Annotated in this window: 17 protein-coding genes; 8 read left to right on the top strand and 9 right to left on the bottom strand. The window is 46.7% G+C overall.

All coding sequences use genetic code 11. The annotated features are described in order from the left end of the window. Positions 1-125 precede the first annotated feature (125 nt). Both F0P94_RS16315 and F0P94_RS16320 read left to right on the top strand, forming a co-directional pair. Positions 126-2,300, top strand: a complete 2,175-nt coding sequence (locus F0P94_RS16315) for a GSCFA domain-containing protein (RefSeq protein ID WP_150904986.1) — start codon at positions 126-128, stop codon at positions 2,298-2,300. Between the two features lie 526 nt (positions 2,301-2,826). Then, positions 2,827-4,866 (top strand): thioredoxin domain-containing protein, encoded by a 2,040-nt coding sequence (locus F0P94_RS16320; RefSeq protein WP_150904988.1) that lies wholly within the window; start codon positions 2,827-2,829, stop codon positions 4,864-4,866. A 337-nt stretch (positions 4,867-5,203) separates the two neighbouring features. Here F0P94_RS16320 and ygiD read toward each other — a convergent pair whose 3' ends face one another. From ygiD to F0P94_RS16335, 3 genes are all read right to left on the bottom strand, one after another. Further along, positions 5,204-6,043 (bottom strand): 4,5-DOPA-extradiol-dioxygenase, encoded by an 840-nt coding sequence (gene ygiD / locus F0P94_RS16325; RefSeq protein WP_150905187.1) that lies wholly within the window; start codon positions 6,041-6,043, stop codon positions 5,204-5,206. Positions 6,044-6,175: 132 nt separating this feature from the next. Beyond that, positions 6,176-6,712 (bottom strand): YceI family protein, encoded by a 537-nt coding sequence (locus F0P94_RS16330; protein WP_150904990.1) that lies wholly within the window; start codon positions 6,710-6,712, stop codon positions 6,176-6,178. 152 nt (positions 6,713-6,864) lie between these two features. Next, the gene (locus F0P94_RS16335) at positions 6,865-7,398 is read right to left on the bottom strand and encodes a GNAT family N-acetyltransferase (protein WP_150904993.1); all 534 of its coding nucleotides are present in this window, start codon (positions 7,396-7,398) and stop codon (positions 6,865-6,867) included. 336 nt (positions 7,399-7,734) lie between these two features. Here F0P94_RS16335 and F0P94_RS16340 point away from each other — a divergent pair, with 336 nt between their 5' ends. Then, on the top strand, positions 7,735-8,136 hold the full coding sequence (locus F0P94_RS16340) for an STAS/SEC14 domain-containing protein (protein WP_150904995.1): 402 nt from the start codon (positions 7,735-7,737) through the stop codon (positions 8,134-8,136). A 373-nt stretch (positions 8,137-8,509) separates the two neighbouring features. Here the strand turns inward: F0P94_RS16340 and F0P94_RS16345 are convergent, their stop codons facing one another. Continuing rightward, positions 8,510-9,103, bottom strand: coding sequence for a hypothetical protein (locus F0P94_RS16345; protein ID WP_150904998.1), 594 nt, complete (start codon positions 9,101-9,103; stop codon positions 8,510-8,512). Positions 9,104-9,374: 271 nt separating this feature from the next. Here F0P94_RS16345 and priA point away from each other — a divergent pair, with 271 nt between their 5' ends. After that, a complete protein-coding gene (gene priA, locus F0P94_RS16350) occupies positions 9,375-11,891 on the top strand; it encodes a replication restart helicase PriA (protein WP_225307254.1) in 2,517 nt (838 codons plus the stop codon). Between the two features lie 75 nt (positions 11,892-11,966). Here the strand turns inward: priA and F0P94_RS16355 are convergent, their stop codons facing one another. The 3 genes from F0P94_RS16355 to F0P94_RS16365 form a co-directional block, all read right to left on the bottom strand. After that, positions 11,967-15,539, bottom strand: coding sequence for an Ig-like domain-containing protein (locus F0P94_RS16355; protein ID WP_150905000.1), 3,573 nt, complete (start codon positions 15,537-15,539; stop codon positions 11,967-11,969). A 19-nt stretch (positions 15,540-15,558) separates the two neighbouring features. Continuing rightward, positions 15,559-16,002 (bottom strand): DUF4907 domain-containing protein, encoded by a 444-nt coding sequence (locus F0P94_RS16360; protein ID WP_150905003.1) that lies wholly within the window; start codon positions 16,000-16,002, stop codon positions 15,559-15,561. Positions 16,003-16,414: 412 nt separating this feature from the next. Further along, positions 16,415-16,849, bottom strand: a complete 435-nt coding sequence (locus tag F0P94_RS16365) for a protease inhibitor I9 family protein (RefSeq protein WP_150905005.1) — start codon at positions 16,847-16,849, stop codon at positions 16,415-16,417. A 242-nt stretch (positions 16,850-17,091) separates the two neighbouring features. Here F0P94_RS16365 and F0P94_RS16370 point away from each other — a divergent pair, with 242 nt between their 5' ends. The 3 genes from F0P94_RS16370 (at position 17,092) to F0P94_RS16380 (ending at position 19,575) form a co-directional block, all read left to right on the top strand. Then, positions 17,092-18,315 (top strand): S-adenosylmethionine:tRNA ribosyltransferase-isomerase, encoded by a 1,224-nt coding sequence (locus F0P94_RS16370; protein ID WP_150905007.1) that lies wholly within the window; start codon positions 17,092-17,094, stop codon positions 18,313-18,315. A gap of 312 nt (positions 18,316-18,627) precedes the next feature. Beyond that, a complete protein-coding gene (locus F0P94_RS16375; RefSeq protein WP_150905025.1) occupies positions 18,628-18,960 on the top strand; it encodes a Rieske (2Fe-2S) protein in 333 nt (110 codons plus the stop codon). Between the two features lie 123 nt (positions 18,961-19,083). Continuing rightward, a complete protein-coding gene (locus F0P94_RS16380) occupies positions 19,084-19,575 on the top strand; it encodes a hypothetical protein (protein WP_150905027.1) in 492 nt (163 codons plus the stop codon). 335 nt (positions 19,576-19,910) lie between these two features. Here the strand turns inward: F0P94_RS16380 and F0P94_RS16385 are convergent, their stop codons facing one another. Further along, the gene (locus F0P94_RS16385) at positions 19,911-20,228 is read right to left on the bottom strand and encodes a winged helix-turn-helix transcriptional regulator (RefSeq protein WP_150905029.1); all 318 of its coding nucleotides are present in this window, start codon (positions 20,226-20,228) and stop codon (positions 19,911-19,913) included. 157 nt (positions 20,229-20,385) lie between these two features. Here F0P94_RS16385 and F0P94_RS16390 point away from each other — a divergent pair, with 157 nt between their 5' ends. Next, the gene (locus F0P94_RS16390) at positions 20,386-21,330 is read left to right on the top strand and encodes a ClpXP adapter SpxH family protein (RefSeq protein ID WP_150905031.1); all 945 of its coding nucleotides are present in this window, start codon (positions 20,386-20,388) and stop codon (positions 21,328-21,330) included. Positions 21,331-21,782: 452 nt separating this feature from the next. Here F0P94_RS16390 and F0P94_RS16395 read toward each other — a convergent pair whose 3' ends face one another. Continuing rightward, entirely contained in the window at positions 21,783-23,168 is a 1,386-nt protein-coding gene (locus F0P94_RS16395) for a M20/M25/M40 family metallo-hydrolase (protein WP_150905033.1), read from the bottom strand. Between the last annotated feature and the right edge of the window lie 317 nt (positions 23,169-23,485).

The raw sequence follows: 23,485 nt of genomic DNA on the forward strand, positions 1-23,485 counted from the left end.
TAAAACGCCCTGTTACTAAAAACAGGGCGTTTTTTTGTTTGCAACGGGCAACTTAAAGAATAAATCTCCGATTTTAATTAAATTGCCTGCTTTCCTTTTACGATCAGAAAACATACTGTTTTAGCATGATATTCCGTACCGAATTGCACCCCAGCCCGGCTGACCAAAAACTCGACCTGACCTCCAAAGCGGTTACGGTCGGTTCCTGCTTTTCGGAAGTGATCGGGCGGCAACTGGAGAAATACAAGGTAAACACCCTCTCCAACCCTTTCGGCACCATTTTCAACCCCCTTTCTGCCTGCAAACTGCTGCAGGTTTGTGCCGGCGCCGACATCGAGCTGGCCGATTCCTTTGTCGAAAATAACGGCCGCTGGTATTCCTATGACTTTCATTCTTCCTTTTCCGCCCCCACCGAAGAAGACCTTTACGAACAGCTCGACGAGGTAATTGTAAAAACCCGCCGCTTCCTGAAACAAGCCGATGTGCTGATCCTGACCCTGGGAACGGCCAATATTTTCCGGCTGAACATTACGGGCGAAACCGTAGCCAACTGCCATAAATTACCGGCAGCAAACTTTACCCGCGAAACGCTGCTGCCCGAAGAAATTATTACCGCCATTGCCGAAACGCACAGCCTGCTTCGCGAACTGAACCCGAACCTCCGCCTGGTTTTAACCGTGAGTCCGGTAAGGCACATTAAAGACACGCTCGAACTCAACAGCGTGAGCAAAGCCGTTCTCCGCCTGGCCACTCATTATCTTTCGCAGCAACTTCCTTTTGTAAGCTATTTCCCAGCCTACGAGCTGCTCATCGACGATTTGCGCGATTACCGGTTCTACAAGGAAGACATGCTTCACCCTACTGCCACGGCGGAACAATACATCTGGGAGAAATTTTCCGGCGCGTATTTTGAAGAAACCTTCCACCTGTTTGCTCAGGAATGGGAGAAGATCTTACGGGCCAGAGAGCACAAACCGTTCCATCCGGAATCGCCGCAACACCAGGCTTTCCTGCAGAATATCATCGAAAAACTGCATACCCTTCAGGAAAAAACCGATGTAACCGAAGAACTGGCATATTTCGAAAGTCAGGTAATTGTGCTGCCGGAAGTGGTAGAAGAACCTGATTCTGAAGAAGAGGAAGAAGAAGCGGAATTAACGCCGGAAGAAGCTCAGGAAACTGCTGCAACTGTAGAAACTGCCCTTGCTGAAACTTCTGACGAGGAAGAAGACATTGCCACGCCGGTAATGGTTGCCGTTCCGGAAGAAGCCGTGGCTCTGGAAGAGGGTTCCCGGAAGAAAAAGAAACGCAAACCAAAGCGGAAAAAGAAGAAGCCATTTGGCACCGAAGAAGCCCAGCCCATTGCCGAAGCTGCTGCAGCCGAATCGGTTATTGCAATAGACCAGGAGGAAGCAAGTGCAACAGAAACTACGCCTGTAGTTGAAAGCACGCCCGAGCTTGGGACCGTTTTAGAAGAAACCGCCGAACCGGTAGTGGCTACTTTAGCGGCCGCCTTTACTGAACCAACCGGCGCAACGCTATCGAAATCGGCCAAAAAACGGGCTGCCCGCAAAAAGAAAAAAGCACTGGCTGCTCAGCAAACTTCCGAAGAAGCAATGGTTCAGGAACAAGTTGCTCCAATTGAAGAGGAAAGTATTGCTGAAACCGAAACTCCCCTTGAGATTGCGCCATCAGAACCCGTTTTAACCATTCCGGTACCGGTGGAGGAAGTAGAACCGGTTCCGTTCCAGGCAACTGAAGCGGAGCCTACGCCGGCACCTGCCCCATCAGCTTCAGCAAAAGGCCGGAAGGAAAAGCAACCAAAGAAAACAGCCGCAAAAGGCAAGAAAAAAGAATGGCCGGATCTGTTTGCCCCGGCCATTCCTGCCGAAGCAGCTCCGGTAGAAGTTCCTGCCTTAACGGAAGCGCCTGAGCCTGAACCGGAAGTAAATCCGTTACTGGAAATACTTTCTGATTGGGAGAATATCCCAATGCCGACTGCTCCAAAACGCCGCGGACGACCTAAAAAAGAAGAACCGGCAAAGGTCGAAGCTCCGGTTCCTGCCGCGACACCGGTTACTCCCGAACCTGTGCAAACGGAAGTACTTCCAACCGAAACGGTTACACCGGAACCGGCATCCGTACCGGTTTCCGAAACAGCTGAAGAAACAACCGTAGCAACGGAACAACCGAAAAAGAAACGGACCTACAACCGGAAACCAAAGCCGGAAACAACCTCCGCTCCTGCTCCCACCCCGGCACCGAAAGGCCGCCGGAAAAAAGCAACTCCGGAAGGATAATACCTAATGGCCTGTCCTTCGGCAGGCCATTTCCTTTTTTGTCATCCTGAACGCCAGTGAAGGACCTCGTCGGCCAAAAGCAGAATAGCCAAAACAGAAGTTCCTGCAATTCGCCGAAAGTTGTTTCGCTATCTCTCAACAGGACATAATTAAAAATTGGCAGAATATTATACCCCGGTCTGTGTCGCACAGACCGGAGCACTGCCGGAAGGTAAAGCCAGATTTCAAGTAGCAGAATGGTTGTTGGTGAAAACACAAACGCAATGCTGTTTCGGACATCTTTGTCCGAAACTAACCCTGGTGCGGACATCCATGTCCGCGAGTGCAGTTACGGGGACAAGGATGTCCCCTGCAGGTTGCTTCCAGACATAGATGTCCGGAAGAGCAGTAAAAGCATTTAAATAATACTCCGTAGCGTAGGGTTTAAACCCTACGCTACGGAGATAAATCCATTCCCGTTAAAAAACGCTATCTTTTCGACCAAAAAACCCGGTACCCGTAAAACGTCTGTTTAAATTCCTGCACCATGCCTGATACCTCCCGCAAGCCGAACCGTTTAGTCCACGAATCGAGCCCTTATTTGCTGCAACACGCGCATAACCCCGTAGATTGGTACCCGTGGGGGCAGGAAGCGCTGGAAAAGGCAAAGAAAGAAGATAAGCTCATTATTGTGAGTATCGGGTATGCGGCTTGCCACTGGTGCCACGTAATGGAGCACCAGAGTTTCGAAAATGAGCAGATTGCCCGGGTAATGAATGAGCGCTACGTGTGCATAAAAGTAGACCGCGAAGAACGCCCCGATGTGGACCAGGTGTATATGGATGCCGTACAAGCCATGGGTTTGCAGGGCGGCTGGCCACTGAACGTATTTCTGAACCCGGAGGCCAAGCCCTTTTACGGCGGCACGTATTTTCCGCCGGAGCAATGGATCCAGGTGCTTGAAAACGTGGCTACTGCCTACCAGAAACAACGAACCGAACTGGATGCCTCCGCGGACCAGTTTGCCGAGCACCTGAACGCCGATGAACTCTCCAAATACGGCCTGAAATTCGAAGAAACCAATACTTTTTCCGAAGAAGAACTCACCCAGCTTTACCAGAAATTCAGCAAAAACTACGATAAAAAACGCGGCGGTATAGGGAAGGCGCCTAAGTTCCCGATGCCGGCCAATTACCAGTTTTTATTGCGCTACTACTACCATTCCAAAGATCCGGCCGCGCTGGAGCAACTGAACCTTACCCTCACCGAAATGGCGGGCGGCGGCATCTACGATCAGGCGGGCGGCGGCTTTGCGCGCTACTCCACCGACGAGGACTGGCTAGTGCCCCACTTCGAAAAAATGCTTTATGATAACGGGCAACTGGTAAGTTTGTATTCCGAAGCTTATCAGGTTACCAAAGATCCGCTTTACAAGGAAGTAGTGTACGAAACCATCGGCTTTGTAGAACGCGAACTGATGAGTCCGGAAGGCGGCTTTTATTCCTCCCTGGATGCGGACAGCGAAGGCGAAGAAGGCAAATTCTACGTTTTCACCAAAGAGGAACTGGAAAAGATCTTAGGGCAGGAAGAGCCGCTTTTCTCGAAATACTACCACGTAACGGCCGCCGGAAACTGGGAACACGGCCGGAATATTCTGCACCGGAAAGTAAGCGATGAAGTATTTGCCAAAGAAAACGAACTGGAGATTGCGGTGTTGCAGGAATTGGTCCCCGGTTGGAAACAGAAAATCCTCCAGGTGCGGCTCGAACGCGTTCGCCCGAGCCTCGACGATAAGATCCTACTGGGTTGGAATGCGCTGATGCTACGCGGCCTGACCGATGCCTACAAAGCTTTCGGGGAAAAGGAATTTCTGGATCTGGCCGTAATAAATGCCGAATTCCTGCTGATGAACCTGAAAATAGAAGCCCAGCTGTACCGGAACTTTAAACAAGGCAACGCGAGCATTCCGGCTTTCCTGGAAGATTACGCCCTGCTCATAAGAGCGCTGATCGGGCTGTACGAAGTTTCGTTTGAAGAAAAGTATTTACTGGAAGCCAAGAGATTAACCGAATACGTGCTAGAGAATTTCGCCGATGCAAACGATTTCCTGTTCTTCTACACCGATAAAAATGCCGAGAAACTGATCGCCCGCAAAAAGGAATTCTTCGATAACGTAATTCCGGCTTCCAACTCAGTAATGGCGCAAAACCTGTGGCAACTAGGCTTGTTTTTTGATGAAAGCAGCTATTCCGAACGCGCCGTAAACATGCTGAAAAAGGTGCAGGAACTCGTAGTAAAAGAACCGGGCTACGTGGCTAATTGGGCCATTTTGTACTTGCAGCAACTGAAACCCGCTGCCGAAATTGCCATTGCCGGACCGGAGGCCGATACTTTAAGGGAAGAACTAAGCACTTTTTTCCTGCCAAATGCTATCGTTTGCGGTACCTCCCGCCCCGAAAGTCAGCTTCCCTTACTCGAAGACCGCGCCGGAATGACGGATAGTACGCTGATCTACGTTTGCTTCAATAAAACCTGCCAGATGCCGGTGGAAACGGTGAAAGAGGCTTTGGCGCAACTGGGGGTTTAGCTGAAGTATGACTCTTTAAGTGCAATTTCGACTGAAAGTTCGGCGGAGCCAAATCTCCGGAATAAGGTAGGAAGCCTTAGTAAAAGGGCTACCAACTGGATGAGATCTCTCCTGTCGTCGAGATGACCGGGAAATTTTATAGAAATAGTAGAGATTTCTTACTAAAAAGTCGGCATGTTGAGCCATTGCAAAACAACTTGTCGGCACCTGGTAGGAAGCTATCTACTAAAAGCCGACGAGGTCCTTCGCTGGCGCTCAGGATGACAAGATTTTTTTAAAAACTTCTGACCTGAACCAATTCTTCCTTATTCCGATAATCTTCCCTATTTCATTATACCTACCCGATCTTCACCGAAGTCATGGTAAGGGAGCCGGCTACGGCTTTGTCGTTGAAGAATGAGCTGCCTTCGTTTTTGCCTTGCAAGGCCAGGGCGTACAGTAGCGGGTAATAGTGATCCGGTGATGGTACAGCCAGTTTGGCGGATTTGCTTAGCTTTTCGTAATTGATCAGGGCCTGGTGGTCGCCGTTGGTGATCTTGCTTTTGAAGATCTCATTCATCTCCAGGGCCCAGTCGTAGCCGTATTCGTTGTTTATTTCGCTGAAATCGCGGATGGCAAGCATGCCCAGATTGTGCACCATATTGCCGCTGGCCAGGATCAGCACGCCTTTTTTGCGTAAAGCGGCCAGTTCTTTGGCCAGATCGTAATGGTACTGGGCCGGCTTGTAATAGTCCATGCTGAGCTGCAGCATCGGGATATTGGCTTCCGGGTACATCTGCATCACCACCGACCAGGCGCCGTGGTCTAAGCCCCAGTCGTGGTCCAGGCCTACGTTGGTAGATTTGATTAGAGAAGCCGTTTCTTTGGCAAGGGCCGGATTTCCGGGCGCCGGATACCGGGCTTCGTTCAGTTCGCGGGAGAAGCCCCCAAAATCGTGGATGGTTTTGGGCTTTTCCATGGCCGTAATGTGTGTGCCCCGCGTTAACCAGTGCGCCGACACGATAAGCACCGCCTTTGGTACCGGGATCTGCTTCGCCATTTGTTTCCAGCGGATCGTAAATTCATTATCTTCCAGGGCATTGGTAGGCGAACCGTGGCCTACGAACAGCACCGGCATGAGCTGGTCCTGCTCCTTTAAAGAACTCGTAAAATGATTGAAAGCGGTTAAAGTGGTCATGCCGGCAACTCCTGTAACTAAACTTTTGATAAATGTTCTTCTTTCCATGGCTGTACTCCAAAGAATAAAATAAAAACGGAAGCACAGCCGGCTTTTTCTTTCCGGCTGCTTCCGCTGCAATTTAAATTGAAATTACGCCTGCTTCACCAGCTGCACTTCGGCCTGAAGCTTAATTTCGTCGCTTACCACCACGCTGCCGGCTTCGGTTACCGCGTTCCAGGTAAGGCCGAACTCCTTGCGGCTGATCTTACCGCTTACCGTAAATCCGGCTTTGGTTTGGCCGTACGGGTCTACCACGATTCCGCCGAATTCCACGTCTACCGTAACCGGTTTGGTAACGCCTTTAATGGTCAGGTCGCCGTGCAGTTTATAGTCGTTGCCGCCTGTGTTTTCGTACTTCGTACCTACAAAACGAACTTCACCGTGCTGCGCCGCATCGAAGAAATCTGCCGATTTCAGGTGCGTATCGCGCTGCTCGTTGTTGGTGCTGATCGAATCTACATCGGCGGTAAATACCACGCTGGCGGCATCGGTAAATTTATCGTCGGAGGTTTCGGCTTCGATATTGAACTTCTGAAAATACCCGGTTACCGTGGTGATCATCAGGTGTTTCACTTTAAACTGGATCTCACTGTGCGTTGGGTCAACCACCCATTTTACATTAGCCATAATTTTATCTTTTAAAGTTTTATAGGTAATTCCTTCCGGAATATTTTTTCAAATGTACATACATTTAATGTATATACATATATTTTGACAAAAAAAGTTTCAAAACTTTATGTTCTGAAATTTTTAAGGCTTCAAAATGGCTTATATCCGCGTTATTTAACCCATTCCTCCTTCAGCAAGGAATACAGATAAAGGTCATGAAACCGGCCGTTTACCTGTTCGGCCTGCCGGAGAATGCCTTCCCTAGTAAATCCTAAACGTTCCGGAATTCCCTGGCTTTTATGGTTGCCGGTGGCACATTTAATTTCGATGCGGTTCAGCCCTAAAGCAGTAAAACCGTGGCCGATGATCTCTTTACACGCTTCCGTAACCAGGCCCTTGCCTTGAAATTCTTCGCCGAGCCAATAACCAATAGCGCCCGTTTTGTTCTGATGATCGAGGTAGTACAGCCCTATGCGGCCGGCCACTTTCCTTGCATGGAGGATCATAAAAGAAGCTTCCTGATTATCAGCCGCGCGTTGCTGTGCACCTTTAATAAAGCTTCGGAAATTATCGGCAGACTGCATAAAATCTACCCAGGTCAGCCAGGTTTTTAAATGCGTGCGGTTGTTATCGATCAGCTCGAAGGCAGGCTCGGCGTGATGGTCGGCAAGAGGTTCGAGTGAAATGGTTTCGGAGATCTGCATAAATTAAAAACTTATCGGGTTATTGCCTCGCCAGGTTGTAAAAAACCTGACCGGGTGCCCTAAGTTAATTATTCTAACATATAACCCGTCTATCTTTTGCCCGAATTTTCTACCTTAAGCCTTATTTTTTTCGGTATAGGACTTCAGAATTAGGGTTCCGGTAAATCTATGAATAGCCCGCTGCTTTCGGTAATCTTATGCGAATCAGGAAGCATTCGCTACCAGTATCAAACTTCAAATGAAATTGGCAGAGGAAAGTCCTTAAAAACCAATTGCCCTTCCTGCCGTTCAATTTTAATACAAACCCAACTGCATTTCTACCTTACCCTATTTGCCATGATCGAACTGAAGAATGTTTTTAACAAGGTTTTTCTCACCATTGAAACCGATGCTTTAAACAGATGGGTGGAAGCAACCTGGTACGGCTACCCAACAGAAGATAATTTAAGAACCGGCGTGGCTGCCTATACCCAGGCACTGGCCAACACCAATGCCAACCACATCCTGATCGATGCGCGCAAGGTTCTCGGCACCTGGAAACATTCTTTGAAATGGATGTTAGAGGATTGGGCGCCCGTAGCGGCACAGATGGGGCTGGAATATTATGCGCTGGTGGTAGCTCCGGAAACATTTGCCGAAGAAGCAGCATTGAACATGCGCGAAAACCTGTATTCTTTTCGGGCAAAGGTTTTCAATAACCTGGACGAAGCGAAATTCTGGCTAAGGAGTCAGGGGTAGGTTGTTTAGAGGTGATTTTTCAATGTTTAGAGTTTTCGGAAGGATGACATCAAACTTAAAAATGGAAAAGCAAGTTATTGACTTCCCTATGCTATCACAAATTTTCCAGATTACTTTTATTCATAGCAGCGCCGTCGGAGACGGCTTATTTCATTAAACTTTGAAGTCATCCTCCGGAAGACTCCAAAGAGCGAAGTTTCTTTCGATCCGTTCGAGAGCTTGTTCGGCGTGATGGTCGGCAATGGGTTCTAGGATGGTGGTTTGGGAGATTTGAATATTAGTTTTAACGAGCTACTTTAAACAACCTATAAACAAAAGAGGTATAGTTGAAACTATACCTCTTTAAGATTTCAAAAAGCTTAGTTCTTATTTCTTACTGTAATATTCCTGCTTCTTTAAGTTTAGCATTTACTCTTGAGGCATCTGCCTGAATTTGAGGTCTAATTTTATTTAAAGCGTCATTTAATGCATCAGGATAAATCTTTCTCCCAGCACTTGTCATTCCGTAACCATAATATAGAGCCATAGTTGTATTCGACTCTCCAATAGCCGAGTACTTTCCGATTAATTTATTATTCTTATCTAAAATCCTTAACTCAACCTCCAGTTTTAAATTAAACTTACCCATTGGAAACCCGAATAAATTTGGTGCAAATAAAAATAAACCAGAAACAATTGGGTAAAGGGCACCACTTTTAAGTTCAACTACATTCCTTTTTAAGGCAATGTAACCATACTTATCACCATAAGGGTCCATTAAATTTGCTTCAACTTCTTGCGTAAAAATTTTCAATTCATCTCCGCTGGATACGACAGTAGTGTTTGCCATATCCTCCATTCTTCTTTCAAGAGTTAAAAGCTTTGGAGTAATAGGTTCTTTCTTTACAGATAGCATAGAAGGATCCCATGCTTTACAACTTGTCATTAAAAATGAGAATAGTAGAACAATTGAAGTTATCTTTTTCATAATGTTTTATTTTGCTTGTAAATATGGTGCTTTTTGTCAAAACAGAAAAAATATTTTAACACCAAAATCATGCATTAAAGCTATTCCCATTTACAATATCCGTTAACTTGTTTTATTATTTAATGTGTACTTAAAAATATCAACCCCTAAAAATGTAAGCTTGTAGACTGTATCTTCCACCCGCAAGGAATTCTCCCCTCCTTTTCCGACCTTTGCAGCGCGATTTTACTTTTTAACCGCAATACCTTAGCGTTTTATCTTGGATTCTCCGTTGCTTTTTTCCCCAGAAGAATTACCTGCCGACCGGCTCACGCTGTTCGTGGATGTGATCCTGCCTTTGCCGTTGCCGAAGCTTTACACCTACCGCGTGCCGTACGAAATGAACGACCAGGTTTTTGTGGGCGGCCGGGTAATTGTGCAATTCGGGGCGAAAAAGGTATTGAGCTGCATTGTAGCGGCCGTGCACGAAAAACCGCCGGCGGGTTACCAGGCTAAATACCTGATGGAGGTGATCGACGAAACGCCGGTGGTTACGCCGCCGCAATTGCGCATTTTTAGTTGGATGGCTGAATATTATATGTGCACGCTGGGCGAAGTGATCAACGCGGCTTTGCCGGCTGCTTTGAAATTAAGCTCCGAATCGCGCATCCAGATGCACCCGGCTTACCGCGACGAAACCAACGAATGGCGGCTTTCCGCGCAGGAAGAAAAAATTCTGTACGCGCTTTCCCAACAGCCTACCCTAACGTTTACCGAAGTCGGGAATTTATTGCAGACGAGCCATTTTCATAAGTACATCAAATCGCTGCTGCTGAAGGAGATCATTATTATTTTCGAGGAAATTGCGGAAAAGTACAGCCCGAAAGTGGTAAAGAAAGTGCGCCTGAACCAGGAACTGCTAAACGAACCGGAAGCACTGGAAAAACTCTTCGACGAACTGGCTTCCAAACCGAAACAGGTGGATGTGCTGATGTATTACCTGCAAAAGGCGCCGGTGCATCAGGATCCCAATCTGAACTTCAAAGGCCTCGATAAAAACCTGCTTACGTCTAACCCGCGGCTATCGCTTTCGGCCATTAATTCTTTGCTGAAAAAAGGAGTACTGGAACAATTTGAGCAAATTGTTTCACGGTTTCCGGTCGATGACTCGGTGAAGCAAATGGCTTTTCCGCTTTCCGAATACCAGGAAAATGCGCGCAAACAAATACTGGACTTTTTTGCCGAAAAAGATACCGTTCTGCTGCACGGCATTACCGGATCGGGTAAAACAGAAGTGTATATTGACCTGATAAAAAATGCGCTGGAAGGTGGCGGACAGGTGTTATACCTGCTTCCCGAAATTGCCTTAACTGCCCAGATCGTTGGCCGCTTAATGAAAGTTTTCGGCGATAGATTAGGCGTGTACCATTCCAAATTCTCGGATAACGAACGCGTGGAAGTCTGGAACGGCGTTTTAAGTGGGCGGTTTCAGGTAGTAGTAGGCGTGCGTTCGTCTATTTTCCTGCCTTTCCACGACCTTTCCCTCATTATTGTAGATGAGGAACACGAATCGAGCTACAAGCAGTACGACCCTGCTCCCCGCTACAACGCCCGCGAAGTCGCTTTAATGCTGGCCAACTTTCACGGCGCGAAAACCTTGCTCGGTTCCGCTACGCCTTCCGTAGAAAGCTTCTACAACGCAAAAAATGGCCGCTGGGGATTGGTAACCATGAATAAGCGTTTCGGTACGGCCGTTTTGCCGGAAACAGAGCTGGTAGATACGCGCGACGAGCAGAAACGCAAGAACATGCACAGCCATTTTTCGGCCAAACTTCTGGAGGAAATTCAGGAACGGTTGAAGCGCGAAGAACAGGTGATTTTATTCCAGAACCGCCGTGGCTACGCGCCTTACATAAACTGCAACGATTGCGGCTGGATACCCAAATGCAAGAGTTGTGCGGTGAGTTTGTCGTTCCATAAATTCAGCCACGAGCTGCGCTGCCATTACTGCGGTTTCCACGAGCGGATGCCGCATTCCTGCATTGCCTGTGGCTCCACCGATCTGAAAACGGTAGGTTTCGGCACCGAGAAAATAGAAGACGAACTGAAGATCCTGCTGCCGGAAGCTAATATCCAGCGCATGGACCTAGACACGACTAAAAACAAGAACGCCTTTCAGCAGATCATTTCCGATTTCGAAGCCAACCGCACCAACGTTCTGGTAGGAACGCAGATGGTAACCAAAGGCCTCGATTTTGAAAATGTAAGTTTGGTAGGCATTATAAACGCCGATAGCATTATTAATTATCCGGATTTCCGGGCACACGAACGGGCTTACAGCATGTTCGTGCAGGTTTCCGGAAGAGCCGGAAGGAAAGGTAAAAAAGGAAAGGTAATTATCCAGACAGGAAATGTGGCACAACCCATTTTTCAGAAGGTAATGGAAAACGATTACCAGGCGCTGTACGAAATGGAAATTGCCGAACGGCAGCTCCATGGCTTCCCTCCTTTTGTGCGCTTAATTAAAATTACGGTAAAGCATCTGGATGAAAAAGCCTGCGACGAAGGTGCTTTGCATTTGGCAGGCGAGCTGAAAAACCGCCTGGCCGGGCCGATGGTTCTGGGACCGGAAACGCCCTATATTTTCAAGATCCGGAATTATTTTCTGAACGAAATTCATATTAAGCTGCCGCGCAACCACGCCTCCGGAAAGGAAACCAAACAGCAAATAGCGCTGGCCATTGAGCAGATAAAGCAGCAACCGGAGTTTAAGAATTTACGGGTAGTAGTGGATGTAGATCCGGCTTAGATTTGGATCAATTAAAAAGCAGAAAGCCTTAGAATATTTCCTAAGGCTTTCTGCTTTTTTGCTAAAAGGGTTTCCTTATTTTTCTAAAACAACCCGCAACACCTTACTCACATCCTCCCGAGTAACTTTAAGCAGGTAAATTCCGGAAGCTTGATTTTTTACATTAAATTGTTTTTCCTCCTCTCCAGCACTCAATTGTTCGGTTGTAATTAATTGTCCTGCAAGGTTGTAGAGCTCCAATCTTGCAACATTCTGATTTCCCTTTACTTTCACTGAAAATATACCGGAACTCGGATTAGGGAAAACACCTATTGCCAATGCACTCTTGGATTCACCCAAACCAGTGGTAGTTACATTTATTGGGGCAGATGGTGAGGACGAACAACCATTTACCGTTACTACCACTGTATAACTTCCATTTGCAGTAACAGTATAGTTTTGGTTTGTAGCTCCAGGAATTGCCACGCCATTTAAATACCATTGGTTTCCGGTTGCACTTCCTGAAATAAGAACATTACCCGATTGCGATATACTTGGCGAGCCGGGTACCCCTTTAACCGTTACATTGATAGCAGCAGAAGGTAGGCTTAAGCACCCACCAGCTTTTGCAACTGTAGTAAATGCCCCTGCCGAATTTGCTATATAAGAAGCGGAATTTGCTCCAGTAATCAGGTTCCCATTCAGGTACCATTCGAACATACCTCCCGGAGTGTTTGAAGAGGCAGTTAATGTGACTGAGCTTCCAGAACAAAAAGTAATAGGTCCTGCTGAAGACAAAACAGGAGCAGCCGGAGCAGCATTTATTAAAATTTGTTGGGTAGCCGTTCCGGTACATCCGCCATTGGTATTAGAAATAACTATGGTATGGGTTCCTACGCTTAAATTTCCTGGATCCAGGGTACTACTTGCAACACCATCAATTGTAAATGTACTGCCGGATGGCGTGCCGGTTAAGGTTACAGCTGCTTCACTCTGGCAGTAAGCTGATTTTAACCCGCTGATTACCGGCACAGGAATAGGATTAACGGTTATAAGTGTTGAAGCGGAGGCAGCACTACTACAAGAGCCTGAAGTTGCGATAGCTGAATACTGGCCACTATTTTTTACGGTAAAAGTTGCTGAGTTGGCTCCAGGAATAATATTACCATCTTTGAACCAGGTAAAGGTTGCGCCGGAAGAAGCAGAATTAGCCGTTAAAACCACGGAATCACCGGTACAGAAAGTAATTGGTCGGCTGGCAGTAATATTAGGTACAGCAGGCACAGGACTTATGGCTACGGTAGTAGCGGCGGAAGTGGCACTAAAACAAGCTCCTGTAACTGTTATTGAGTAATCCCCGGCGGAGCTTGCGGTATAGGTTGGATTGGTTTCTCCTTGTATTGGCATACCATTTAATGACCATTGGTAGGTTGCACCCGGTACCGGAGAACTTATACTTAATACTAGTGAACCTGAAGAACAAATGGTTGTTGAACCACTTATTACCACTATTTCCGGAGTTTTATCGGTGGTATATTCCCAGAACCCACGGGCATACCCTTGAGTTGAATTACTTCCAATTCCAACATACCCCTTTGCGCCAATACTAAAAGCTACTGCTCCCGAACGGGTATCGCCCCCAATGTCGGTTATCTGGCTCCAAGTATCCAATGCAGGGTCATATTCATAAAAAAAAGATTTTTCTCCGGTGCTACCAAAGCCGGTTCCCAAATAACCTTTTGACCCGATACTGAATCCAACTGCCTCTATAATTGGTCCACCTGCAAAATCTGCTTTCATAGTCCAGGCATTGGTTATTGGATCATATTCCCAAAAATCGTCTCTTGCCCCTGAGTTGCTGTTACCAGTACCTATATAACCTTTAGCACCAATGCTAAAGCCAACAGCCCGCTCCCTGGCCGGGCCGGGCACATTTGCCCGGGATAACCAGGTGTCAGTGGCTGGATTGTATTCATAAAATGTATTGGATGGCCCGATAACGTTGGCATATCCGGTACCTATATAACCTTTAGTACCGATGCTGAATCCGACCGCACTAATTCTGGCACTTCCAATAAAATTAGCCTTCTGAGTCCAGGTATTGGTTAGCGGGTTATATTCCCAGAAATCGTTTTTATAATTTCTGCTATTATCCAGCCCCGTACCTACGTAACCTTTGGAGCCAATGCTAAAACCAACTGCCCCTTTACGAAGCCCGCCAGCAAAATTAGCTTTCTGCGACCAGGTATCGGTAACAGGATCGTACTCCCAAAAATCATCCTTAAAAAATCCGAATTCTCCTGTACCTAAATACCCTTTCGAACCTATGCTAAAGCTTACGGCCTCCTGCCGTGAACCGCCCCCGAAGCTGGCTTTTTGGGTCCAGGTATCTTTATCGCCGGGGCTACCTACATTCATATTCGTGCCGTTATCAATTATTATAGAAGCTACAGGGGTAGAAGATACAACCCTAATGCGATAAGCGTTTCCATTAGGGGTGTTGGCCGGAATAGTTGTCACTATGGTGCCTGCAGTTGTGCCATTTAATGTTCCAAGCACGGTTGGCGTAGCAAAAGACCCGTACTTATCAGAAAGCTGGGCCGTAAAAATATTGCCGGCATAAGGCATTTCCGGGATTCCATTTAGCGTAAACGCAATGTTTAAAGAAGCCCCGGGACACAAAATACTGGAATTCAAGGCTGTTGTAGCAACAGTAAAATCCGGGGTGTATTCAAAAAATGAACTTGATTCGCCAAATATAGTAGTACCAGTGCCTAGATAACCTTTTGAACCAATGTTGAAAGCTACTGCGCCATCTCGCTCCAAGCCAGGTATGCTTGGCTTCTGGATCCAGGTGTTAGTTACCGGATCATATTGCCAGATATCTGCAGTTTTATAGGTACTGTTAAATGGGCTTCTTATTAAACCAGTTCCTACAAAAGCTTTTGTTCCTAGTACAAAGGCAACCGCACTGTTCCGGGCTGCCCCACCAAAAGTTGCTTTCGTAGTCCAGGTATTGGTTGCTGGATTATATTCCCGCAGGTCGTTCTTAAAACCTGTATTATCTGATCCTAAACCTACATAGCCTTTGGAATTAATAGTAAAACCTACTGCCGCCCACCGTTCATTGCCTGGAATACTAGCCTTTTGAAGCCAGGTGTTGGTAGTCGGGTTAAATTCCCAGAAATCATCAAACAAAGTAAAAACCGAACCAGAAGTATTGGAACGGATGCCTGTTCCTACATATCCTAACGAACCAATAGAAAACCCAATTGCATTTGCCCTGGCTGTCCCCGGAAAATCGGATTTTTGGGTCCAGGTGTTGCCAACAGGGTCGTATTCCCAGAAGTCTTTTTTATATAGACCATTTGCTCCGGAACCTGTTCCTACATAGCCCTTATTGCCTATACTAAAGCCTACTGCCGCACTTCGGGTTCCACCCCCAAAATTGGCCTTCTGACTCCAGGTATCAGTTGCAGGGTCGTATTCCCAGAAATCATCCCGTTGGTTTCCGGTTCCCAAATAACCTTTCTGCCCAATACTAAAACCAATAGAGGCAGAACGGGCAGTACCGCCAAATGAAGCTTTGGTGACCCAAGTGTTGGGGGCTTGCGCCTGAGCGGATAAACAATAAATTGCACTTAATATTAAAAGTAAAAGTTTCCTCATATAAAGCTTTACTGATTTGTTAATTTAAAACATTGAGTTCTTTTAACTCCTCCATAGTAATTGTTGGCGGCATTTCACCATTCTTTAGTTTTTTAATCACCAAACCAGCTACTTTCTCCGCTTGGTCTTTCGTCTTAAATCCTTTATTGCCTGCAAGCCCAGGTACGCTGGTTTGCCGGATCAATGGTCGACCATCTTTAAGAATTTCATACCCGAAGGTTCCTCCTTCCGATGGCATCACCTGGAAGGAGAAAGCTGCAGCCGGAGTAGCTTCCGGAAAAGCAGTTACTGTTTTCCCGCTTTCGGCAGAAACGCTGGTCTCGGCTGCAGTTGTCCGAGTGGGTGGAAAAGGTTGCTTATGTAATTGTTCGGTAGCAGATTGTTCAGATTGGTTAAATTCTTTTTTCTGCTTGGAGCATGCAGAAAAAAGAATTACCAGCAATACCAGATAAATTATTTTCATTGTAATTAGCGACTGCCAAAGCTTAAAATACAGAACCTTGGCAAAATCTTAGAATTAAAAGGTGGTTCCTCATCACCTTTACCCTGGAAATAATTATTGAGATTTATAATGCAGGAAGGATGAATCGATGCAATTTAACAAATAGTAAATTACCCAACAAAGATCCTTTTCTGAATAATAGAACAGCAGACTTAATTTACTGGAATACAAACGGTATAATTTCAGTGGTTAAATATCATTTGTATAGACTGCTAACCCAAAATAAGCCTGTAAATCGGGATTCTGAAAAATAAAACAATCCTCGAAATTCCGACATCCGCTCAATCCGGCCTAAAAAAGAAAACCGCTTCCCGGCAAATCCGGAAGCGGTCCTCAATCAACTACTACACAATGAAAAAACTCTATAATATTTTTAATCCGCAAAGGCAAAACTTGTTTCAGTAGCGCCGGCCGGATAGATCGGACCGTCGGCTTCTACAAATTCAACCCGGGAATCATGTCGGAAGGTATATACCTGCGAAGCGGTGAGAGGCGCGGCGAAGCCTTTGGTGCCTTCCCAGTACGTTTGCTCGAAAGCAATCGGACCGGCAATGCTGTTGGCTAAGGCTTGTACGTCAGCTTCGGAATTAAGGGTGTTGTTTGCATCAAAAAAAGTTACAATAAAAACAGAATCAGCGGTTTGCGAAGGATCGTTCTTTTTGATCTGTCCCGGCGCATCGCCTTTTTTCAAGTCGCTGGCCTGGGCCGCCGGCACTAATCCGTCCATCTCAGATTTTTCACAAGAAACCAGGAAAACCGACATCACTACTACTACCCACACCTGCGAAATTTGGAAAATCTTCTTCATAAAAATTATTTTATAGTACCCGGAAATTGTATTCAGTTTCAAATTATAGTCCTTTAACGCCCTTATCCTGCTTGCGTTTATCACTTTTCAAGGAAGGCTATAGTACTTAAAATTTAACAGCACTACTACCTGATTTCTGGTTCTTTCCGGCTTACAGACATAAATTGGCAGGTTTTCCGGCCGAAAACTGTTTTATTAACCTTCGGGAGCGTATTTTTGACCCTTGCAGAAATGAAAAGCGCATGCTCCACCCGAAGAACCTGAAGATTGCCGATTACCAGTACGCCCTGCCCGACGAACGCATTGCCAAATTCCCGCTCGGGCAGCGCGACGCCTCCAAATTGCTGTATTACAAGGAAGGAAAAATTGCCGATCATGGCTTTCAGGAAATTCCGGAGCTCTTGCCACCTGATACTTTACTGCTCTTCAACGACACCAAAGTGGTACAGGCTCGTTTGTTCTTTACCCGAAGCACCGGCAGCATTATTGAAGTGTTTTGCCTGGAACCGATAGCACCCACTTCCGAAATTCAGCAAGCCATGCAACAAACCGGCACCTGCATCTGGCGCTGCATGGTAGGAAATGCCAAGAAATGGAAAGAACCGGAACTGGTGTTGGAATTTAGTTTTCAGGATAAAAACGGTAAGCTGAAGGCCGAAAAAGTAAGCCAGGAAGAAGGCAGTTATCTGATTAGATTTTCGTGGGAACCCGCGGAGCTGACCTTTGCCGAAGTACTGGCCGGCGCCGGAAACCTGCCGCTTCCCCCCTATTTCAAACGCGACGCCACGCTGGCCGACCAAACCCGCTACCAGACCGTTTACGCACGGCAGGAAGGCGCGGTGGCTGCTCCAACCGCCGGTTTACACTTCACGCCTCAGGTACTGGAAAAACTTCAGGCAAAAGGCATTAAAACGGCTTATTTAACGCTGCACGTGGGGGCCGGAACGTTTAAACCGGTGAAGGCGGAAAAAATGGAAGATCATGCCATGCACGCCGAACAGATCATTATTTCCCGGGAACTGGTGCAGCAAATTCTGGAACATTTCCCGAAACCAATCATCCCGGTAGGCACTACTTCCATGCGAAGTCTGGAAAGTTTGTACTGGCTGGGCCTGCTGCTGCTCCGCAACCCGGAACTGAAAGCAGAATCGTTGGAAGTGCCGCAATGGCTGCCGTATGAAGAAGATTTGAACGTTGCCGTTCCCGAAGCGCTTCAAGCCGTACTGGACTTTTTACGCCAAAACAATACCGATTTTCTGGCCGCTTCCACCCAAATAATTATTGCCCCCGGCTACGATTTTAAAATTTGTGCCGGATTGGTTACCAATTTCCACCAGCCGGGCAGCACCCTTTTATTATTGGTTTCAGCTTTGGTTGGCAACGAATGGAAACGCATCTACGAGCACGCCCTGCACAACAACTACCGCTTCCTAAGCTACGGCGACAGCTCCTTATTAATGGCTTAATTGTTAAATTGCTGATTGTTAAATTGCTGATTGTTAATTGATGATTGTTAATTGATGAATTACGTTGTGCGTAGAATTAGAGAAGCGTTCTACGCACGTTCGGTTTACCAGTCTCTGACTGACGTAAACTTTTTCAGTTGATTCAGAAGCCTGAATTTCAGGTAAATCTGATTTATGGGAAACGCCAATCTGGAGATTGGCTATCTGTTGATGCTTAGAGCGCTCCGCTAACTCTACGCATAACTTTATCAGAAACAATCATTATTCATTATTCATTAACTACTAATCACTATTCACTAATCACTAAATAAAATGGAGTGGATCAAGATATTTGAATCGGAAGAGGAGGCTAAGAATGCGGTGCCGGTTACCAAAGCGAAACAGCTGATCCTGAACGGACAGAAGATCTGCCTGGCGCATACCCAGCAGGGCTTCTTTGCCATTGCCGATACTTGCCCGCATTTAGGCGAAAGTTTAAGCAAAGGCACCACCAATTACCTGAACGAAATAGTTTGTCCCTGGCATAGTTACCGCTACCATTTAATTTCCGGCGCCGAATGCAAACACCGTTCCCGCGATGCCCAGACCTTTAAAGTAGAAAACCGGGAAGACGGCCTTTATATTGGGGTGCCGGAAAAAAATTAAGAGATGCGGCCGAATCAAATTCCGCGTTCAGCGTTATTTTAATTGCTACTTTCGTAAAATAAACTCAACCGGAGAGCCATCCATTTTCAAATCTCCCCATTTTCAAATCTTCAAATTAAAGAAATGTCAGCTGCCAGCTTCGAATACTTACTGGAAAATGCTTTTGGTCCGGACGATGCGGTTACCAAAAAGATCCTGAATAAGAATCTGTACGAAAATTTTATTGCCGCCGAAGACAAACACCGTCAACGCAATTCTCAGGAGTTCGACGAAGACCTGGCCTTTGCTTTCGAGCGTTTGCGTTTAGGCATCGGCGTGGCTTTGATCCAGGTATTTGTCCGCTTATCTGAAAATCCTGATAGCAAACAGGTGGTAGAATTGTTACTGCATGCGCTGGAAGCAAAATCGATCGAGGAAATTGACAAGATCATGCACGAAGGCGTTTCCGCTTTCGATAATTTATATGCCGACGTGTTTGTAAACAAGGACCGCGAAGATATGCTGGCCCTGTTCGAAAGAACCCTGGAAGCTGAAAATAAACCCCAACTCAACGCCGTACTCCGCGAAGGTTTAGCCCTCCTCGATCACATTGACTGGGATCATCTTAGTGAGTAGTGATTAATGGTTAATGATTAATGATTAATAATTAATAATCAGAGGTTAACTCAAAGAAGACTGTCATCCTGAGCTTCAGTGAAGGACCTCGTCGGCTTTTAGCTATCCTGTTTATTCTGGCTTCCAAGGAACTAACTTAATTTTCCTCATTCAAGGGAACACCAATTTTAAAATAGCTTTCTAAAAAACAGTATTCAGCCCTCTTACTTTATAAACCTGAAAGCATATCTTTTTTCAAGAGTTTAATTTTGAAAGCCTTCCTGAATTATGAATAAAAAAGCAGCCTGGAATAAATTTCAGGCTGCTTTTTTATTGTCTTTCTATTGCGGTATTTTTTATTCCGCAGAAAAGCTCTCGAGCTGTTTAAAAACGGGCACCAGTGAAAGGCCTTTTTCTGTGAGATGATACTCGATGTGCAGTGGCTTTTCGGTAATGATCGTTTTTTGGAGCAAGCCTGCTTCTTCCAGTTCTTTTAAAGCCACCGCTACCGACTGCTTATTAGAGCCGGGCAATTGCCGGAGCAGGCTGTTGAACCGCACCGGACCTTCCAGGGCCAACCGGTAGATCTCGGGTTTCCATTTTCCGGCCAGTAATTTCAGCAGACTCGTGGCCGGGCAACTCGCGTCTTCCGGAAATTCATTCATAGTGGTCATGTTTTTCTGACTAATTGACAAGGCTTTTTATTTCCCCGACCTTTGTATTGTCTTAAACGCAAGCGGTAAAAAGACGCAAACCCAAATCTACAATCAAAAGCAAGATATGAAAAAACTGCTTGTACTTATTTGTTTCAACCTTTTAACTCTTAGTTGTATGAACGCAAAAACTGCTAAAACCGACATAAATACTGCTTCTAATCCGCTTTTATGCGATCCGTCTGCCGGCAGCTGTGAAATTCCGGGCCTGGCAACCACCGGAAACGTTATTGCTGAAGCCGTAAAAACCGAGAAACCGGTTCGCCTGGTGTATTTCACCGACCCGATCTGTTCGTCGTGCTGGGGCATTGAGCCGCAATTACGCAAACTGAAACTGGAATACGGCGATGATCTGGAAATTGAATACCGTATGGGCGGCCTGTTGAAAAGCTGGGATTCGTATGGCGGCCGTGATGTGTCCGGACCTGAAACCGTGGCCCCGCACTGGGACGAAGCCAGCGCCTATTACGAAATGCCCATAGACGGCGACGTGTGGCTCGAAGACCCGCTGCCGTCCTCTTATCCGCCATCCATTGCCTTTAAAGCCGCTCAATTGCAGGACAAAGAAAAGGCCGTTAATTACATGCGCCGCTTGCGGGAAATGCTGTTCCTGGAGAAAAAGAACATCACCAAATGGGAACATCTGGAAAAAGCAGCAGCTCAGGTTGGCCTCGACCCGATCCAGCTTTTAAGCGACTACGGCAGCAAAGCCAAGCAGCTTTTTGAAGATGATCTGGCTTTGGCCCGTCAGCTTGGCGTGCGCGGTTTTCCGACCATCTTTTTCTACGACGAGCAAAATAACCAGACTTTGGTTTATGGCTCCAAACCTTACGAAAGCTACGAAACCGTGGTGCAGAAAATAGTACCTAAAAGCGTAAAAAAACCGATCGATGCCACTGGCGATAACCTGTTCCGGATCTACCCAACGCTTACGCTGAAAGAATTTGCCGTACTGGGTAATGTCTCAAAAGCAGTAGCCGAATCCAGGTTAAAGGAATTGCAAAGCGCTGGTAAGGTTGAAAGATTCGAAAGTAAAAACGGCCCGATCTGGAAACGGAAATAAGCCGGAACCTGCCAGGGAACTTAACCTTTCAGGTTTAAATAAAAGCAAAGAACCCGCCCGGAATATTTTATTCCGGACGGGTTCTTTCTTTATGATATTTAAGCATTCCATCCCGCAAGTTTAGCGAAGCGTAACTTGTGCCCCCCCTATTGGTCAGTTTGTAACTGACCTTGCCTGCAAGGCAAACATCCCGCCTGCTATGGGCTACTGAAATGGATATCAACAACTTCCGCCTTCACAAACTGGCTAACAGAAGAAAGTCACACGTTACGGCATCGCCTAAACTTGCAATTGGCCTTTTAATTCAGAGCTCCAATAAGCTTTATTTGTCAGGTAAAAGCAGACTGATGGATGGTTGTTGGTGAAAACACGCAACAACGGCGAAGGGTAGTACCCGACACTTAATGGGTTATAGAGTATAAGTAAAGCAACGCTACCTAATAAACAACAACCTATAAACCATACTCCGAGAGCAGGTAAACCAAAGCGGCCATTGCTCCGGCTCCTAGTGCAAGTTCCCGCTGGTTGATTTTATCGAAAGTGTCGGAAGCAGCGTGGTGAATTTCAAAGTAGCGTTGCGAATCTGGTTCCAGGCCAATTAAAGCCGTTTCCGGGCTGTTTTTGCGAAGCGGCCCGATATCTACGCCGCCGTAACCCGGTCCAATATCGTGCAGGCCGTAAGGTTCCAATAGTTTTTTCCACTCCTGAATCTGCTTAATGTGTTTGGCCGGACCATCTATCCCGAAACCACGCGGCGTAAAGCCACCGGCATCCGATTCAATAGCCGCAATGTGGTTTTCATTCAGCGTTTTGGCTTCTTCAGCGTATTTCAGACCACCCCGCACGCCATTCTCCTCGTTCATGTACATTACTGCCCGGATGGTACGTTTCGGTTTTATCTGCAAGGCTTTCATCAGGCGAAGTACTTCTATGGCCTGAACGCAACCCGCGCCGTCGTCGTGGGCGCCCTGGCCCAAGTCCCAGGAATCGAGGTGGCCGCCTACTACAATAATTTCGTCCGGATTTTCGGTGCCTTTTATTTCCCCGATCACATTATGGGATTTTGCATCGGGCAGGGTTTGCGGGTTTTGCTTTAAGAAGAACTTCAGCCCGGGCTCATCTTTCAGGCGATGGCTTAAAAATTCTGCCCCGTTCGTGCTGATGGCTGCCGCCGGAATTTTGGCAACCGTTTCGTCGTAGCGCATGGCGCCCGTGTGCGGGTAATCGTCCAGGGCCAGGTTCATGGAGCGGATAATAACTGCCACGGCTCCATATTTGGCGGCTTCTATGGCCCCGCGGCTCCGCTGGTCTACCGCCCCGCCGTAAGCATGAAAAGTAGAAACATGGCTGGGCTCCATCGCACGATTAAAGAATATAATTTTCCCTGCGATCTTCTCTTTTCCCAGTTTAGCCACTTCAGCCAGGCTTTTTACTTCAATAATTTCGGCCGTTATGCCTTTTTTACCGGTACCCACCGAACCGCCCAGCGCGCAAACCGAAACGGCTACTTTTTTGCCCTTTACCGGTACTATTTTGCCTTCTTCTTTTTCGCCCCGCACCCAATGCGGCACCATTACTTCCTGCACATATACCCGGTCTAAACCAAGTTTTTCCATTTCCGCTTTGCTCCAGTTCACCGCTTGTGCCGCCTGAACCGAGCCGCTTAACCGCCCGCCGATCCGGGTGCTCAGGTGCCTGAGCTGTTCGTAACTGCTGCGGTTGCTCAGGGCTTCGGAATATAATTTCCGGATAATGAGGCTGTCGGTTTGCTGGGCTTCTGCTACCAGCGCAGTGCCGGCCACCAGCAGACCGGCAAGTATTTTTGAAAAGATCTTCATATGAAAGGTTAAGAATGTAAAATTAGCGATTCTGCCGGAAAAGCCGGTTATATAAACAGCCGGATTCCTGTTTTTTAAACCTGCCTGAACCTTGTAAAATACAACCCGGCAGATCAGGTTTATTTCTCCTGAATCTTCTTCAGATTAATTGCCTGATGCCGAACCTAATCCGAAAGTTCCCGCCGGAAGTTGGATTAAACAGGTTAAGCGCACCGAAATTATAAATTTAACAACAACTAAATATAATTAAACCAACTTTAAAAAAAAGTGCGTTTTCTTCCTTTCGTGGCAGGCGTATAGAACCCCAGAAACACATT

Origin of the sequence: Adhaeribacter soli (assembly GCF_008727925.1) — a bacterium.
Classification (GTDB): Bacteria; Bacteroidota; Bacteroidia; order Cytophagales; family Hymenobacteraceae; genus Adhaeribacter_A; species Adhaeribacter_A soli.

Excerpts from the sequence above, each read along its gene's own strand:
- F0P94_RS16320 (WP_150904988.1), top strand. The coding sequence starts at position 2,827 with ATGCCTGATACCTCCCGCAAGCCGAACCGTTTAGTCCACGAATCGAGC.
- F0P94_RS16345 (WP_150904998.1), bottom strand. The coding sequence starts at position 9,103 with ATGAAAAAGATAACTTCAATTGTTCTACTATTCTCATTTTTAATGACA.
- F0P94_RS16340 (WP_150904995.1), top strand. The coding sequence starts at position 7,735 with ATGATCGAACTGAAGAATGTTTTTAACAAGGTTTTTCTCACCATTGAA.
- F0P94_RS16365 (WP_150905005.1), bottom strand. The coding sequence starts at position 16,849 with ATGAAGAAGATTTTCCAAATTTCGCAGGTGTGGGTAGTAGTAGTGATG.
- F0P94_RS16380 (WP_150905027.1), top strand. The coding sequence starts at position 19,084 with ATGTCAGCTGCCAGCTTCGAATACTTACTGGAAAATGCTTTTGGTCCG.
- ygiD (WP_150905187.1), bottom strand. The coding sequence starts at position 6,043 with ATGACCACTTTAACCGCTTTCAATCATTTTACGAGTTCTTTAAAGGAG.
- F0P94_RS16335 (WP_150904993.1), bottom strand. The coding sequence starts at position 7,398 with ATGCAGATCTCCGAAACCATTTCACTCGAACCTCTTGCCGACCATCAC.
- F0P94_RS16315 (WP_150904986.1), top strand. The coding sequence starts at position 126 with ATGATATTCCGTACCGAATTGCACCCCAGCCCGGCTGACCAAAAACTC.
- F0P94_RS16360 (WP_150905003.1), bottom strand. The coding sequence starts at position 16,002 with ATGAAAATAATTTATCTGGTATTGCTGGTAATTCTTTTTTCTGCATGC.
- F0P94_RS16395 (WP_150905033.1), bottom strand. The coding sequence starts at position 23,168 with ATGAAGATCTTTTCAAAAATACTTGCCGGTCTGCTGGTGGCCGGCACT.
- F0P94_RS16390 (WP_150905031.1), top strand. The coding sequence starts at position 20,386 with ATGAACGCAAAAACTGCTAAAACCGACATAAATACTGCTTCTAATCCG.
- F0P94_RS16385 (WP_150905029.1), bottom strand. The coding sequence starts at position 20,228 with ATGACCACTATGAATGAATTTCCGGAAGACGCGAGTTGCCCGGCCACG.
- F0P94_RS16355 (WP_150905000.1), bottom strand. The coding sequence starts at position 15,539 with ATGAGGAAACTTTTACTTTTAATATTAAGTGCAATTTATTGTTTATCC.
- F0P94_RS16370 (WP_150905007.1), top strand. The coding sequence starts at position 17,092 with ATGCTCCACCCGAAGAACCTGAAGATTGCCGATTACCAGTACGCCCTG.
- F0P94_RS16330 (WP_150904990.1), bottom strand. The coding sequence starts at position 6,712 with ATGGCTAATGTAAAATGGGTGGTTGACCCAACGCACAGTGAGATCCAG.
- F0P94_RS16375 (WP_150905025.1), top strand. The coding sequence starts at position 18,628 with ATGGAGTGGATCAAGATATTTGAATCGGAAGAGGAGGCTAAGAATGCG.